Genomic DNA, 12,596 nt, shown 5'->3' with positions numbered 1-12,596 from the left:
CGAGGGAGAAGGGTATGCCATCTGAAAACAGTGGAAATTTCCTTGACTACGTGAAGTCATCAGGCGCGGGAGCTTCGCGTCTGCATGAATCCGAAAATAACAAACAATCCATCGGAACTTTGAGCGGTGATCTGCTGATGATCGATGAGTCAGCGGCCGCCAGGGGCAGCAAAGGGCCGCCAGCAGGCATAGGCGGCGGGGGTGAAACCGAAACAGAGGTTGTCACGGACACGTACATCACCGGTCAAGGCGACGGAATCGACGACAGCCTTCAATACAATATTGAAGTCCGGTTTGTTGGTGACTGGCCTGAAGATCTGAAGTCAGTGTTCATTGCGTCCGCAAACTATTTGGCTTCGCTTGTTGATGGCGATATCGAAGACGCTGTCGATGGAGAAGGGAACCTCTACGACGACCTCGTCATCATGGCGGATTTGGATGCCATAGACGGAGAAGGCGGCGTGCTGGGGCAGGCGGGTCCGACCGCAATACGCTCTGATACTGGTTTGCCAGCTTTGGGAGAAATGACGTTCGATGAAGCGGACGCTCTGGCGTATCATGATGCTGGGCAATTCGATGATATTGTTCTGCATGAAATGATGCATGTCATGGGTCTTGGTACGCTTTGGGATTACTACGGTCTGGTATCGACTGTGGTGGATGACAATGGCACCAGACGGCCGACTGATGACATAGTGACCAGCGTTTATACCGGTGATGCAGCGAACTCAGCATATGTCGGCTACTTCACTGAAGACGATTTCTTGTTTGTAGAGACTGACGGTGGGTCGGGCACAGCCGGAGGACACTGGGACGAAGAAGAGTATCAGGATGAGCTGATGACCGGGTATATCGGGTATGTGGCAGATGATGGCTCGTATGATGCCACCAACTATTTGTCAGATTGGTCAGTCGCGTCCCTAGAGGATCTTGGTTATGTCCTTGCGGAAGGTGCGGCTGGCATCGAAAACGAAATCGCACTGGCATAATATTCTGGTCATAAGCTGCTTGATGACGTCTGGTTGCTAGCCATCCAGAGCAACCGCCGGTGTTGTTAGTTCCTTACTTTGCGGATGTACGCGCTTGTAAAGTCAGAATACCCGTCTGATGTCGATCTCAAATGCGCTCGGGTCCATCTGTGCAGCGCGGGTAGCTGATGGAAGGGGACATTCGGAAAGGCGTGGTGCTCGGCGTGGTAGGGCATGTTCCAGGCCAGAAAGCGGATCAGGCGGTTGGTGAAAGTGGTTCGGGAATTCTCGAGCATATTCGCGACCGGCGGACAGAGTCCGTGTTCGGCCAGAAGGTACAGCCTTAGAAAGGGCTGGCCGACCAGAACGGGGAGCAGCCACAGCCACCACAGCACGGGTGATATAAACAGGCTGACAAGCGCTAGGGCGTAGAGGCCCAGTAGCACCCGCGCCTCCAGCCGCATGGCTTTGTGCTGACGCGCCGGTAGATAGGGCGCGTTGATCCGGCCACGGGCATTTTGCACCAGAACCTGCGCCATGCCGCGCCAATAGGGCCAGCCGCTGAGGTAAATCAGCAGGCTGGACCAATTGTCGGGCTTGGGTTTGCCGCCCAGTTCGGGATCATTCTCGGGGTGGTTGGTCCATTTGTGATGGGCCAGGTGAAAATAGCGGAACCAGACAAAGGGCAGGGCAATCGGTATCGCCACCAGATGGCCAATGGCCTCGTTCAGCCAAGGGGATTTAAACGGCGTCTTGTGCGTGCATTCATGGCTGAGGGTGAACAGGAAGACCAACAGGATACCCTGAGGCAGGATCAGCAAAGGCCAGAAAGGCACCTGCGCGATGATGCCAATACTGGTGGCGGTCAATGCCAGCACATACAGCGCCAGATGCCGCAGCCCGGCCGTGTTGGACCGCTCTTGCAGTTTGTCTTTCGCCTCGGGCGGGATCGACGCGATGAGGGCGCGGTGATCCATGGCTTAGCCCTTGGGGATGTCGAAACCGGGCGCGGCCAGCTCAAACCCGTCGAACTCGAATCCCGGGGAAACCGTGCAGCTGACCAGCGTATAGGCGCCGGTGCTGCGCGCGGCCTGCCAATGACTCTTGGGGACGATCAGTTGCGGCGCGCCTTGTGTCAGGTCGGGGGACAAGAGGTGCTCGGTCGCCGGGCCGTCATCCGAGGCGCTGAGCGACAGGATTAGCGGATCGCCCGCGTGGTACAGCCAGATCTCGGTCGCATCGACGCGGTGCCAATGGCTGCGTTCCCCTTCGGCCAGTAGGAAGTAGATACAGGTGCCGGCGGCGCGGCCTGCGTTGTCGGCGCGCCATGTCTCGCGGAACCAGCCGCCCTCGGGGTGCTGTTGCAGGTTCAGGTGGTCGATGATCTCTTGTGCGGTCATGGGGCCCTCGGGGGTGTTTGGGGCGATTATGCACGGGATTGCGTGATCCGCTATGGTATTCGCGTGGATGAGGAATATCTTTTGCGCATGACCCTGACGATCCCATTTGACAACAGCTACGCTCGCCTTCCCAACAGCTTCTACGCCCGGCAGGCCCCAGTGCCTGTGCGCGCGCCGCAATTGATCGCCTTTAACACCGATCTGGCGAAGGTCCTGCGGATCACCCCGGGTGAGGTGCAGGATATGGCCGAGGCTTTTGCTGGCAATACGCTACCCGAGGGGGCCGAACCCATCGCGCAGCTTTATTCAGGGCATCAATTCGGCAACTACAATCCCCAATTGGGGGACGGGCGTGCCGTTTTGCTGGGTGAGACCGTCGGAACAGACGGTCTGCGCCGGGATATTCAGTTGAAAGGGTCTGGCCCCACGCCCTTTAGCCGTCAGGGGGACGGGCGCGCTTGGTCGGGGCCTGTTTTGCGCGAATACGTGGTGTCCGAGGCGATGCACGCTCTGGGCATCCCCACGACGCGGGCTTTGGCTGCTGTCGAGACGGGCGAGGTTGTTTTCCGCGAAGAACCCATGCCGGGCGCGGTTCTGACCCGCGTCGCACGTAGCCATCTGCGCGTGGGTACGTTTCAGGTCTTTGCCGCGCGGGGGCAGTTGGACAGCCTGCGCCGCCTGACTGAATATGCCATCGAACGCCACTTTCCGCAGGCTGCGGGTCCTATGGGTCTGTTGCGCGCCGTGGCGCAGGCGCAATCTGAACTGATTGCCGGGTGGATGAGCGTGGGTTTCATCCATGGTGTAATGAATACCGACAATTGCTCGATCGCCGGCGAGACCATCGACTACGGCCCCTGCGCCTTCATGGACAGCTATCATCCGAACACGGTCTACAGCTCGATCGACCGGATGGGACGCTATGCCTATTCGAACCAACCGGGCATCGCGGTGTGGAATTTGGCGCAACTGGCGACGGCCCTGATCCAGCAGATGGACGACAAAGAGGCCGCTGTGGAAGAAGCGACCGAGATCGTTCACGCCATGCCCGATTTGCTGGAACAGCACTGGCTGACGCGGTTTCGGGCCAAGATCGGGCTTGTGACCGAGGAGGACGGAGATCGGCAACTGGTTTCGGACCTTTTGGCGCGAATGGCGCAGAACCAGGCTGACTTTACAAATACCTTCCGCGCGCTGGGCGGTGATACTGCGCGCGATCAGTTCACAGACCCGCAGGCCTTTGATCAATGGACCGATGCTTGGAAGGCGCGGCTGCAGCGGGAAAACGATCCACGTGCCACCATGATGTCGGCGAACCCGGTCTTCATCCCGCGCAATCACCGTGTCGAGCAGATGATACAAGCCGCTTTACGGGGCGATTATGCCCCGTTCCACCGTTTGAATGACGTGCTGTCGCGCCCTTATGAGGATCAGCCTGAAGCGATCGACCTGACGCGCCCGCCTTCGGAAGGTGAAGTGGTTCACGCCACGTTTTGCGGCACCTGACGACGGCCTAGGATCTCGAATTCTAAACAGGCCTCGGAATGTTCGAGGGGCAATGTGGGAGAGATCAGGCCGCTATCAGCCAGCATGACAGTTTCACGCTTAAGCTGGATTTCCCGCCCGCCTTCGGATTTGACATAGGTGCCTGATGTGCTGCGATCCGACAGGATCAGCCTGCCGTCTTTCATGGTGATCACCATATGCAGACGGGACACCCAAGGCTGGCTGAGCACCACGTCGCATCCCGGCGATCGACCAACCGTCAGCTCGCCATTGTCGGGGCAGCTCCAGCTTTGGCCCTCGTGTCGCAGGACCAGCGTCAGATGCTCGGGTGCGGCAAGATTGTCTTCGGTGCGGCCATAGGATTGGGGCAGGCGGGTTTGGGTGAAGGAATTTGCCGTAGGGCTGATCAGCGAATGCGCCGCGAATTGTTCGGTCAAACCCTTGAGGTTGAGCTGACCCAGCGGGGTCAGCATCTGGCGCGCGCCGTTGTGCAGCAACGCGGCGGCTTCGTCACTGACGCAGGCCTCGCCGGGATTGGCCACAGAGGCAAGACGGGCGGTTACGTTCACGGCCTCGCCATAGACACCCTTTTCCGCGATGACGATCGGCCCGCAGTGAACGCCGACATGGACCGACAGCGAGGTTTCGGGCGATCCTTCGATCAGGGTCAGGACGGCGTTGATTGCCGCATCCGCATCCTTAAAATAGCTGAGAACATCGTCCCCCTTTTGACCGACCTGAACCCCGCCATGCTCAAACAGGACGCGCCGCAGGCGATCCAGTTCCAACTGGATCAGCCTTTGTGCCTCGGCATCGCCCACGGCCTTGTACAAAGGCGTGCTGCCGGAAATATCAGCAATGACCAGGGTCGCGAAGGTGGTGCTCACGTGGGGTCCTCGGTTTGGGCAGGCGGTGTATGGACTGTTATGCCAAAGGGTATACAAGGCGAAAACCCTCTTGCACATCCGATCCTTGCGACACGCGCGGAAATTTAATGTTGCGCTGGGCGCAGGGCGTGGCACTGTTGGGATAAGATTTTTGATCCGAGCGCTATGACATCCACGCCAACGCTTCGCATTGCCAGCTACAACATCCAAAAATGCGTCGGGCTTGATTTCCGCCGCCAGCCGCAGCGCATCATGCAGGTCATCGACAATATGAAGGCCGATATCGTGGTGTTGCAGGAGGCCGACAAACGCCTGCCACCGCGCCCCGCAGCCCTGCCGCATTTCATGCTGGACGAGGCCGGATGGCAGATTGTCGATCTGGGCGGAGCGGGCAGTCTGGGCTGGCATGGAAATGCGGTGATCTGGAAGGGTGACACGATCCAAGTGCGACAGACCGGACATCACGACCTTCCGGGGCTGGAGCCTCGGGGGGCGGTGCGGGTTGAATTCGACACCCCCATCGGGCCGCTGCGCGTAATGGGCATGCATCTGGGTCTGCTGCCCGCATCGCGCCGTCAGCAGATCACCCATATCCGCCGCTGTGACGTTGACCTGACGCAGATGCCCACGGTCTGGGCCGGGGACTTCAACGAATGGTCGCGTCAGCCGGTGCTGGACCATCTGGCGCCTGACATGCGGTTTCTGCCTCCGGTTCCCAGCTTTCCCGCAGCGCAACCTTTGGGCGCGCTGGATCGCATCGCGCTGGGCGCAGGGCTTGAGGCTGTGGTGCATGGCGTTCACGATGCGCGACCTGCGCATATCGCCTCGGACCATTTGCCGATCTGGGCCGACCTGCGGCGCGTTGCCTAAGATACAATTCCCCTGTGGCGCAGAGTGCGCAGACGTATTAAGACAGAGAACCGAATACACCCCGAGGGTCACTCATGTCCGACACGATCATCGCCCGTTGCGAGGCCAAGGGCCTGCGCATGACCGGTCAGCGCCGCACCATCGCCCAGGTGCTGCAACAAAGCGACGATCACCCGGATGTAGAAGAACTGTATGCCCGCGCCTCAAAGGTCGATGCGGGGATCTCTATCGCGACGGTCTATCGCACTGTGAAGCTGTTCGAAGAAGCCGGGATTCTCGAGCGTCTGGAATTCGGTGATGGCCGCGCGCGCTATGAGGATGCTGAACGGGACCATCACGACCATCTGATCGACATGCAATCGGGGCAGGTCATTGAATTCGTCGACCCCGAGATCGAGGCTTTGCAGGAAAAGATCGCTGCCAAGCTGGGCTATAAGCTGAAAGGCCACCGGCTGGAACTCTATGGTGTTCCGCTGGAACAGGACTGATTTATCACGAACCGCGAACGGTGACCGCACGCGAATTCATGGATTCCATGCGGATAGGACTTGCCTGACCAAGCCGCGTTCGATTTCTGTGATCGAGCGAACAGCATTTTTGACGGATTGGAACATGAACAACGTAAACGGCATCTTGCTGGTCGTCGGCGCGATGGCGGCCTTTGCGCTTGAGGATATGTTCATCAAACACATGTCCGCGTCGGTGCCGACCGGTCAGATCATGATTTTGCTGGGCGCGGTATGCGGCCTGATCTTTGCGGTGATGACCGTCGTCACACGCAAGCGGATCTTTGAGCGGGCTGCATGGCGCCCCTTGCCACTAATCCGCGCAGGCAGCGAAGGGGTCGGTGCGATTGCCTTCGTGACTGCGCTGGCCTTAGTTGATCTGTCCACAGTCGCCGCCGTTTTCCAGGCATTGCCGCTTGCCGTAACTGTCGGCGCGGCGCTGTTTCTGGGCGAACAAGTCGGTTGGCGCAGGTGGAGCGCGGTCTGCGTCGGGTTTCTGGGCGTTTTGATGATCATCCGCCCCGGTCTGGCCGGGTTCCAGCCTGAGACCCTGTTGGTTGTGATCAGCGTTGTCTGTATTGCCGCACGGGATTTGATTACACGGCGACTGGACGCTGATATCGCCTCGTCCGTAGTGGCGATGCAGGCCTATATCGCGGCGATCTTGGGCGGGTTGGTGCTGATGGTGGTACAGGCGCAACCGCTGGTGCCGATCACAGGCCCGCAGATGGGGCCGTTGACTGGGGCCGTTCTGTTTAGTGTTTTGGGCTACTACGGCATCGTCACGGCGATGCGAGTGGGGGACGCCTCGGCGCTGACTCCGTTCCGCTATACACGGCTGGTGTTTTCGATCACGGCAGGCATGATCATGTTCGGCGAACGCCCGGACCTGATGACCATTGCGGGGGCCTCGTTGATCCTGGGATCGGGGCTTTACACTTTCCTGCGGGAACGTCGTTTGGCGCGGGTCATGGTGGCTGCGGCTTGACGGATTGTCGCAGGTTTGCGCAAACACCTGCGGCGAATTGTGTTAGCGATAACATGCATGGTTTACTTTTTGCCCGGTGGTGCTATGAGGCGGTCAACGCATTGCAGCCACAGGGACGCGCCTCATGAGCACGATTATCGACATCCACGCACGCGAAATTCTGGACAGCCGGGGCAACCCGACGGTCGAGGTGGACGTGATCTTGGAAGACGGCACCATGGGCCGCGCGGCTGTGCCCTCGGGCGCGTCCACAGGGGCCTATGAGGCGGTGGAAAAGCGCGACGGTGACAAGGCGCGCTATATGGGCAAGGGCGTGCTGGAAGCAGTCGCTGCCGTGAACGGTGAGATTGCCGAGGAACTGGTGGGTTTCGACGCGACTGAACAGGTCGCCATCGACCAGGCGATGATCGAATTGGACGGGACCGAGAATAAAGGTCGTCTGGGCGCAAACGCTATTCTGGGTGTCTCGCTAGCGGCGGCCAAGGCGGCGGCCGATTTCACCACCCAGCCTTTGTACCGCTATGTCGGCGGCACCTCGGCCCGCGTTCTGCCAGTGCCGATGATGAACATCATCAATGGCGGCGAACATGCCGACAACCCTATCGACATTCAGGAATTCATGATCATGCCGACCTCGGCCGCGAATATCCGCGAGGCGGTGCGCATGGGGTCCGAGGTGTTCCACACCCTGAAGAAAGAACTGTCCGCCGCAGGTCTGGCCACCGGCGTCGGTGATGAGGGCGGCTTTGCCCCCAACATTGCCAGCACGCGCGAGGCGCTGGATTTCATCCTGAAATCCATCGAAAAGGCTGGCTACAAACCGGGCGAAGAAATCCACCTGGCGTTGGATTGCGCCGCGACCGAATACTACAAAGACGGCAAATACGTGCTGGCGGGCGAGGGCACAACACTGACGTCCGAGGAAAACGCGGCCTATCTGGCGGCGCTGGTCAATGATTATCCGATCATCTCGATCGAAGACGGCATGTCCGAAGATGACTGGGACGGCTGGAAAGCTCTGACCGACGCCATCGGCAACGAGGTGCAATTGGTGGGTGACGACCTGTTCGTGACCAACCCTGAACGTCTGGCCGAAGGCATCGATCGCGGCTGTGCGAACTCGATGCTGGTCAAAGTGAACCAGATCGGTTCGCTGACCGAGACGCTGCGCGCTGTCGATATGGCCCACCGCGCGCGGTACACCAACGTGATGTCGCACCGTTCGGGCGAGACCGAGGACGCCACCATTGCAGATCTGGCGGTTGCGACCAATTGCGGTCAGATCAAAACCGGCAGCCTCGCGCGGTCGGACCGGCTAGCCAAATACAACCAGCTGATCCGCATCGAGGAATCGCTAGGTGAGGTCGCAGAATATGCGGGGGCTTCGATCCTCAAACGCTGATCGTACCAAAAAACGCAAATAGGCCCGGTCTTCGCTGGAAGGCCGGGCTTTTTCGTCTCTCGCCCTGAACTCGTGGGGAATCGGTTATGCGGATTGTCCGATCCGCACCCTTTATGCGCGTTGAAAACCTCGTGCTGTCGCCTGAAAAGTGCGCGCAGGTTACGTTAGGTAAAGAATCTTCAATTTTTCGAAAAATTTTTGTCCAACGTTTGCAGGTAGTTGCCAGCATTGTGGCAACATAAAGGCAATTTTGTGTGAACTTTTCCCTATTTGGGCGAGGCCGCCAAACCCTAACCTGAGGTCACTACTCGAAAGGAGAATACCATGACTGGTTCCAAATTCCTTCTTGCGGCAACAGTGATTAGTACTGTTTTTCTGGCGGCCTGCTCGGCACCAGGTGTTTACCCGGTTTCAGGGCAGTCAGTTTCGGCAACCGACCCCGTCAAAGACATGGATTCGCCCATCTATATGTATAGAGGCGAGTTGCGCTAACGTGCTGTCGCTGGGGGGCTGACAAAAGACTGCTATCAGAGCTTCTTGCTCATCAATACATAGCGATCGCGCGGTTTGAAGCCGGTGCGCAGATATAGCTTCTGCGCGGTTTCATTGGTGCGGTCGACCTCAAGGTGCAGGGCGGTCAGCCCGGCATTGGCAAGGGCTTTGGGCAGGTCCAGCAGCACCTCGGTGGCGATGCCGCGACCTCGCACGGTGGGGCGGATGTAAATCTCGTCGATAAAGGCGTCCATTCCGCCGAACTCGACAGACCACCCAAAGGTCAAAACCGCGTATCCAAGCGGTGCACGCGCCGGACCGATCAAATATACGCAGCCATGGGGAATACCGTCCAGCAGCGGTGCCAGCGCGTTGCGCCGGTGATCAGCGTCCTGATCGATGCCCGCTTCGGCGTGAAAGGCGGCGACAAGGGTCATCAGACGGCCCAGATCCTCAGGCCGGGCGAGTTTAAGTGCAGCACTCATAGTCGAGCCAGCCGTTCGGTTAGCAGATCGAAGAACCCTTGTGCATCGACGCTGCCCATGAACATGGCGTTTGCCGGGCGATCTGTGACGCGCCACCAATCGGCAACGGTCATGCCCAGTGTCAGCTCGGACTGGGTCTCGATCTCGACATTGATGTGACGGCCCGAGAACAGCTCAGGCCGGATCAGATAGGCGGTCACGCAGGGATCGTGCAGGGGTGCGCCCTCCGATCCGTATTTTTCCTTGTCGAACCGTTCGAAGAAATCAGTCATCTCGGCCACTGCGTGTCCGACCTTGCTGTCCAGCGCGCGGAAGGCGTCGTTGCGGTGTGGCGTGACCAGCGCGTCATGGGTCACGTCCAGTGGCATGACAACGATGTGCGCGCCGGATTTGAACACGATATCAGCGGCTTCAGGGTCGACATAGATATTGAATTCCGCCGCCGGAGTGATGTTGCCGACCTCAAAGTACGCCCCACCCATCAGCACGATTTCCTGTACCCGGTCAACGATATCGGGGGCCTTGGTGAAAGCCGTCGCAATATTGGTGAGCGGCCCCAGAGGGCATAGAGTCACCGTACCCGGCTCATGCGCGCGCAGGGTGTCGATGATGAAATCGACCGCGTGCCCTTGGGCCAACGGCATTTGCGGATCGGGCAGAACGGGACCGTCCAGTCCGGTTTTGCCGTGCACATGTTCTGCTGTGACCAAAGGGCGGTTCAGCGGCCGATCACAGCCTGCATAAACCGGCACGTCCGTGTGGCCGGCCAGTTCGCAGACGATGCGCGCGTTCTTGGCGGTTAGCTCCAGCGGCACGTTCCCGGCGACGGCTGTTACGCCCAGCAAGTCGATTTCATCCGGGCTGGCCAGCGCCAACAGGATGGCAACGGCGTCGTCCTGACCGGGGTCGGTGTCGATAATGATTTTGCGCGGCATGGGTGTCTCCGGGGGTGGTGAAGGGCGGACACTCGCAAGTGTCAAAGCACTTGTCCAGCGGTTTCAGACCCCCGTGGCGACATCCACCGGCGGGAGTTTGCCATTGGCGCGATGCTCCTCGGTTTTCACCTCGTCCCACAGGGCATCCATCTCGGCCAGATCGCTTTGGCTGGGTGTTTTACCGCGTTCGGCCAGGCGGGATTCGACCTGTTCAAAGCGGCGGGTGAACTTGGCGTTGGTGCGGCGCAGAGCGGCCTCAGGCTCGATTCCCAGATGACGGCCCAGATTGACGATCACGAACAGCAGATCGCCGAATTCATCTTCGAGCGCGTCGGCATCCATGCTGTCGCGGGCCTCTTCCAGTTCAGCGGCCTCTTCGGTGATCTTGGCTAGAACATGGCTGGCGTCGGGCCAGTCGAACCCCACGCGCGCGGCGCGTTTTTGCAGCTTGTGCGCGCGCAGCAGGGCAGGCAGGTTCGCGGCCACACCGTCTAGCGCGCCTTTCTGTTCCTTACCTGCACGTTCCGCTGCCTTGATCGTTTCCCAATCCAGCGTCTGCTGTTCGGCAGACTTGTCGCGGGATTCGTCACCGAACACATGTGGGTGACGCGCAACCATCTTGTCGGACATGGTGCGGACCACGTCCTGAAAGGTGAAATGCCCAGCTTCTTCAGCCATTTGCGCGTGAAAAACCGATTGGAACAGCAGGTCGCCCAACTCTCCCTTCAGCTCGTCATAAGCCTCGCGTTCGATAGCATCAGCGACCTCATAGGCTTCTTCGATCGTGTATGGGGCGATGGTCGCAAAATCCTGCTCGATATCCCACGGACAGCCAGTCTGCGGGTCGCGCAGGCGGCGCATGATCTCCAGCAGACGTTCGATGCCTGCGTCTTTATCGTGGATCAGAGGATTTTCGGCCATTGCGAACCCTTTCGTTCCGGTGTCAGATGCATCCATTCCGCAGACCGCAACAGGAGTCCACCCCAGATGCCCGTCGTCAACCGAATTGCCGATTATACCGCCGATATGACCGCGTGGCGGCAGCACCTGCATACGATCCCTGAACTGAAATTCGAATGCCATGAAACGGCAGCTTTCGTGGCCGAGCGTCTGCGTGAATTCGGTGTGGACGAGATTCACGAGGGGATCGCCACCACCGGCATCGTCGCCATTATCAACGGGCAGGGCGAAGGGCCTACCATCGGTCTGCGCGCTGATATGGATGCGCTGCCGATCCCTGAGGAAACCGGGGTGGACTATGCCTCGACCAAGCCGGGGAATATGCACGCCTGCGGTCACGACGGACATACGACAATGCTGCTGGGCGCGGCGCGCTATCTGGCCGAGACGCGGAATTTTTCGGGCCGCGTGGCCCTGATCTTTCAACCCGCCGAAGAGGATGGCGGCGGCGCGGGCGTCATGGTCGAGGAAGGCATCATGGAGCGGTTCGACATCTCTCAGGTCTACGCCCTGCACAATGCGCCGGGCGTGCCCGAGGGGATGTTTCAGACCAATACCGGTCCGATCATGGCTGCGGTGGACACGTTTGAAGTTCATATTCAAGGTGTCGGCGGCCACGGGGCGATGCCGCATGAAACCCGCGATCCTGTGATGGCAGCCTGCGGGATTGCGCAGGCGATTCAGACCATTGTCAGTCGCAACAACTATGCGCTGGACGATCTGGTGGTCTCGGTCACTCAGATCCATACCGGTTCGGTGAACAACGTGATCCCTGATACTGCCTATATCAACGGTACCGTGCGCACCTTTGATCCGAATGTACAGAAGATGGTGATGGATCGAATGGCGCAGATCGTGCAGGGTCAGGCGCAGTCTTACGGGGTCGAAGCTCGGCTGGATTATGAGGTCAATTACCCCGCCACGATCAACGACGCCGCCAAGGCTGAATTCGCCGCCGATGTGGCGCGCGATATCTCGGGGGATGAGCGCGTGCTGACCGAGGTTCCGCCGATGATGGGGGCCGAGGATTTCTCATTCATGCTACAATCGCGCCCCGGTGCCTATCTGTTTGTGGGGCAGGGTGATGGCGCCGGGCTGCACCATCCGAAATACAACTTCAACGATGAGATCGCGCCCATCGGGGCATCCTTCTTTGCGCGGATCGTCGAAAAGGCACAGCCACTGGGCTGATAAGGG

Annotated in this window: 14 protein-coding genes; 8 read left to right on the top strand and 6 right to left on the bottom strand. The window is 59.4% G+C overall.

The annotated features are described in order from the left end of the window. Positions 1-14: 14 nt before the first annotated feature. Entirely contained in the window at positions 15-989 is a 975-nt protein-coding gene (locus AC2FJ6_RS02175; protein ID WP_170774473.1) for a leishmanolysin-related zinc metalloendopeptidase, read from the top strand. Positions 990-1,054: 65 nt separating this feature from the next. Here the strand turns inward: AC2FJ6_RS02175 and AC2FJ6_RS02170 are convergent, their stop codons facing one another. Both AC2FJ6_RS02170 and AC2FJ6_RS02165 read right to left on the bottom strand, forming a co-directional pair. Then, positions 1,055-1,945: a fatty acid desaturase gene (locus AC2FJ6_RS02170; RefSeq protein WP_170774471.1), complete on the bottom strand. Its 891-nt coding sequence runs from the start codon at positions 1,943-1,945 to the stop codon at positions 1,055-1,057. A gap of 3 nt (positions 1,946-1,948) precedes the next feature. Then, complete coding sequence (locus AC2FJ6_RS02165; protein ID WP_170774469.1) at positions 1,949-2,368, bottom strand: cupin domain-containing protein; 420 nt, start codon at positions 2,366-2,368, stop codon at positions 1,949-1,951. 87 nt (positions 2,369-2,455) lie between these two features. Here AC2FJ6_RS02165 and AC2FJ6_RS02160 point away from each other — a divergent pair, with 87 nt between their 5' ends. Continuing rightward, positions 2,456-3,874: a protein adenylyltransferase SelO gene (locus tag AC2FJ6_RS02160; protein ID WP_170774619.1), complete on the top strand. Its 1,419-nt coding sequence runs from the start codon at positions 2,456-2,458 to the stop codon at positions 3,872-3,874. On the opposite strand, the gene AC2FJ6_RS02155 is transcribed toward AC2FJ6_RS02160, so the two are convergent. Beyond that, positions 3,850-4,761 (bottom strand): FHA domain-containing protein, encoded by a 912-nt coding sequence (locus tag AC2FJ6_RS02155; protein WP_170774468.1) that lies wholly within the window; start codon positions 4,759-4,761, stop codon positions 3,850-3,852. The genes AC2FJ6_RS02160 and AC2FJ6_RS02155 overlap by 25 nt on opposite strands. Before the next feature lie 165 nt (positions 4,762-4,926). Between AC2FJ6_RS02155 and AC2FJ6_RS02150 the strand changes: the two genes are divergently transcribed. The 5 genes from AC2FJ6_RS02150 to AC2FJ6_RS02130 all read left to right on the top strand — a co-directional run bounded on the left by AC2FJ6_RS02150 (position 4,927) and on the right by AC2FJ6_RS02130 (position 9,019). Continuing rightward, the gene (locus AC2FJ6_RS02150) at positions 4,927-5,631 is read left to right on the top strand and encodes an endonuclease/exonuclease/phosphatase family protein (protein ID WP_170774466.1); all 705 of its coding nucleotides are present in this window, start codon (positions 4,927-4,929) and stop codon (positions 5,629-5,631) included. Positions 5,632-5,705: 74 nt separating this feature from the next. Beyond that, positions 5,706-6,119 carry a Fur family transcriptional regulator gene (locus AC2FJ6_RS02145; protein ID WP_170774464.1) on the top strand — a complete coding sequence of 138 codons (414 nt, stop codon included), beginning with the start codon at positions 5,706-5,708 and terminating at the stop codon, positions 6,117-6,119. 124 nt (positions 6,120-6,243) lie between these two features. Further along, positions 6,244-7,125 (top strand): DMT family transporter, encoded by an 882-nt coding sequence (locus AC2FJ6_RS02140; protein WP_496668307.1) that lies wholly within the window; start codon positions 6,244-6,246, stop codon positions 7,123-7,125. Positions 7,126-7,249: 124 nt separating this feature from the next. Continuing rightward, positions 7,250-8,527 (top strand): phosphopyruvate hydratase, encoded by a 1,278-nt coding sequence (eno, locus tag AC2FJ6_RS02135; protein ID WP_170788726.1) that lies wholly within the window; start codon positions 7,250-7,252, stop codon positions 8,525-8,527. Between the two features lie 324 nt (positions 8,528-8,851). Then, positions 8,852-9,019 (top strand): hypothetical protein, encoded by a 168-nt coding sequence (locus AC2FJ6_RS02130; protein WP_170774459.1) that lies wholly within the window; start codon positions 8,852-8,854, stop codon positions 9,017-9,019. A gap of 35 nt (positions 9,020-9,054) precedes the next feature. Here AC2FJ6_RS02130 and AC2FJ6_RS02125 read toward each other — a convergent pair whose 3' ends face one another. From AC2FJ6_RS02125 to mazG, 3 genes are all read right to left on the bottom strand, one after another. After that, positions 9,055-9,504 (bottom strand): GNAT family N-acetyltransferase, encoded by a 450-nt coding sequence (locus tag AC2FJ6_RS02125; protein ID WP_496668305.1) that lies wholly within the window; start codon positions 9,502-9,504, stop codon positions 9,055-9,057. Then, positions 9,501-10,439, bottom strand: coding sequence for a nucleoside hydrolase (locus AC2FJ6_RS02120; protein WP_170774454.1), 939 nt, complete (start codon positions 10,437-10,439; stop codon positions 9,501-9,503). The genes AC2FJ6_RS02125 and AC2FJ6_RS02120 overlap by 4 nt, the downstream gene beginning before the upstream one ends. A gap of 63 nt (positions 10,440-10,502) precedes the next feature. Continuing rightward, positions 10,503-11,360, bottom strand: coding sequence for a nucleoside triphosphate pyrophosphohydrolase (mazG, locus tag AC2FJ6_RS02115; protein WP_170774452.1), 858 nt, complete (start codon positions 11,358-11,360; stop codon positions 10,503-10,505). A 66-nt stretch (positions 11,361-11,426) separates the two neighbouring features. Between mazG and AC2FJ6_RS02110 the strand changes: the two genes are divergently transcribed. Further along, positions 11,427-12,590, top strand: coding sequence for a M20 aminoacylase family protein (locus AC2FJ6_RS02110; RefSeq protein WP_170774451.1), 1,164 nt, complete (start codon positions 11,427-11,429; stop codon positions 12,588-12,590). Positions 12,591-12,596: the final 6 nt, after the last annotated feature.

Source organism: Ruegeria sp. CDSA089, assembly GCF_059612205.1.
The sequence above is the reverse complement of the archived record's forward strand: the minus strand, read 5'-3'. Positions and strand labels throughout refer to the sequence as shown.

Coding starts and splice junctions, on each gene's coding strand:
- AC2FJ6_RS02175 (WP_170774473.1), top strand. CDS start 15: ATGCCATCTGAAAACAGTGGAAATTTCCTTGACTACGTGAAGTCATCA.
- AC2FJ6_RS02170 (WP_170774471.1), bottom strand. CDS start 1,945: ATGGATCACCGCGCCCTCATCGCGTCGATCCCGCCCGAGGCGAAAGAC.
- AC2FJ6_RS02165 (WP_170774469.1), bottom strand. CDS start 2,368: ATGACCGCACAAGAGATCATCGACCACCTGAACCTGCAACAGCACCCC.
- AC2FJ6_RS02160 (WP_170774619.1), top strand. CDS start 2,456: ATGACCCTGACGATCCCATTTGACAACAGCTACGCTCGCCTTCCCAAC.
- AC2FJ6_RS02150 (WP_170774466.1), top strand. CDS start 4,927: ATGACATCCACGCCAACGCTTCGCATTGCCAGCTACAACATCCAAAAA.
- AC2FJ6_RS02145 (WP_170774464.1), top strand. CDS start 5,706: ATGTCCGACACGATCATCGCCCGTTGCGAGGCCAAGGGCCTGCGCATG.
- AC2FJ6_RS02140 (WP_496668307.1), top strand. CDS start 6,244: ATGAACAACGTAAACGGCATCTTGCTGGTCGTCGGCGCGATGGCGGCC.
- eno (WP_170788726.1), top strand. CDS start 7,250: ATGAGCACGATTATCGACATCCACGCACGCGAAATTCTGGACAGCCGG.
- AC2FJ6_RS02130 (WP_170774459.1), top strand. CDS start 8,852: ATGACTGGTTCCAAATTCCTTCTTGCGGCAACAGTGATTAGTACTGTT.
- AC2FJ6_RS02125 (WP_496668305.1), bottom strand. CDS start 9,504: ATGAGTGCTGCACTTAAACTCGCCCGGCCTGAGGATCTGGGCCGTCTG.
- AC2FJ6_RS02120 (WP_170774454.1), bottom strand. CDS start 10,439: ATGCCGCGCAAAATCATTATCGACACCGACCCCGGTCAGGACGACGCC.
- mazG (WP_170774452.1), bottom strand. CDS start 11,360: ATGGCCGAAAATCCTCTGATCCACGATAAAGACGCAGGCATCGAACGT.
- AC2FJ6_RS02110 (WP_170774451.1), top strand. CDS start 11,427: ATGCCCGTCGTCAACCGAATTGCCGATTATACCGCCGATATGACCGCG.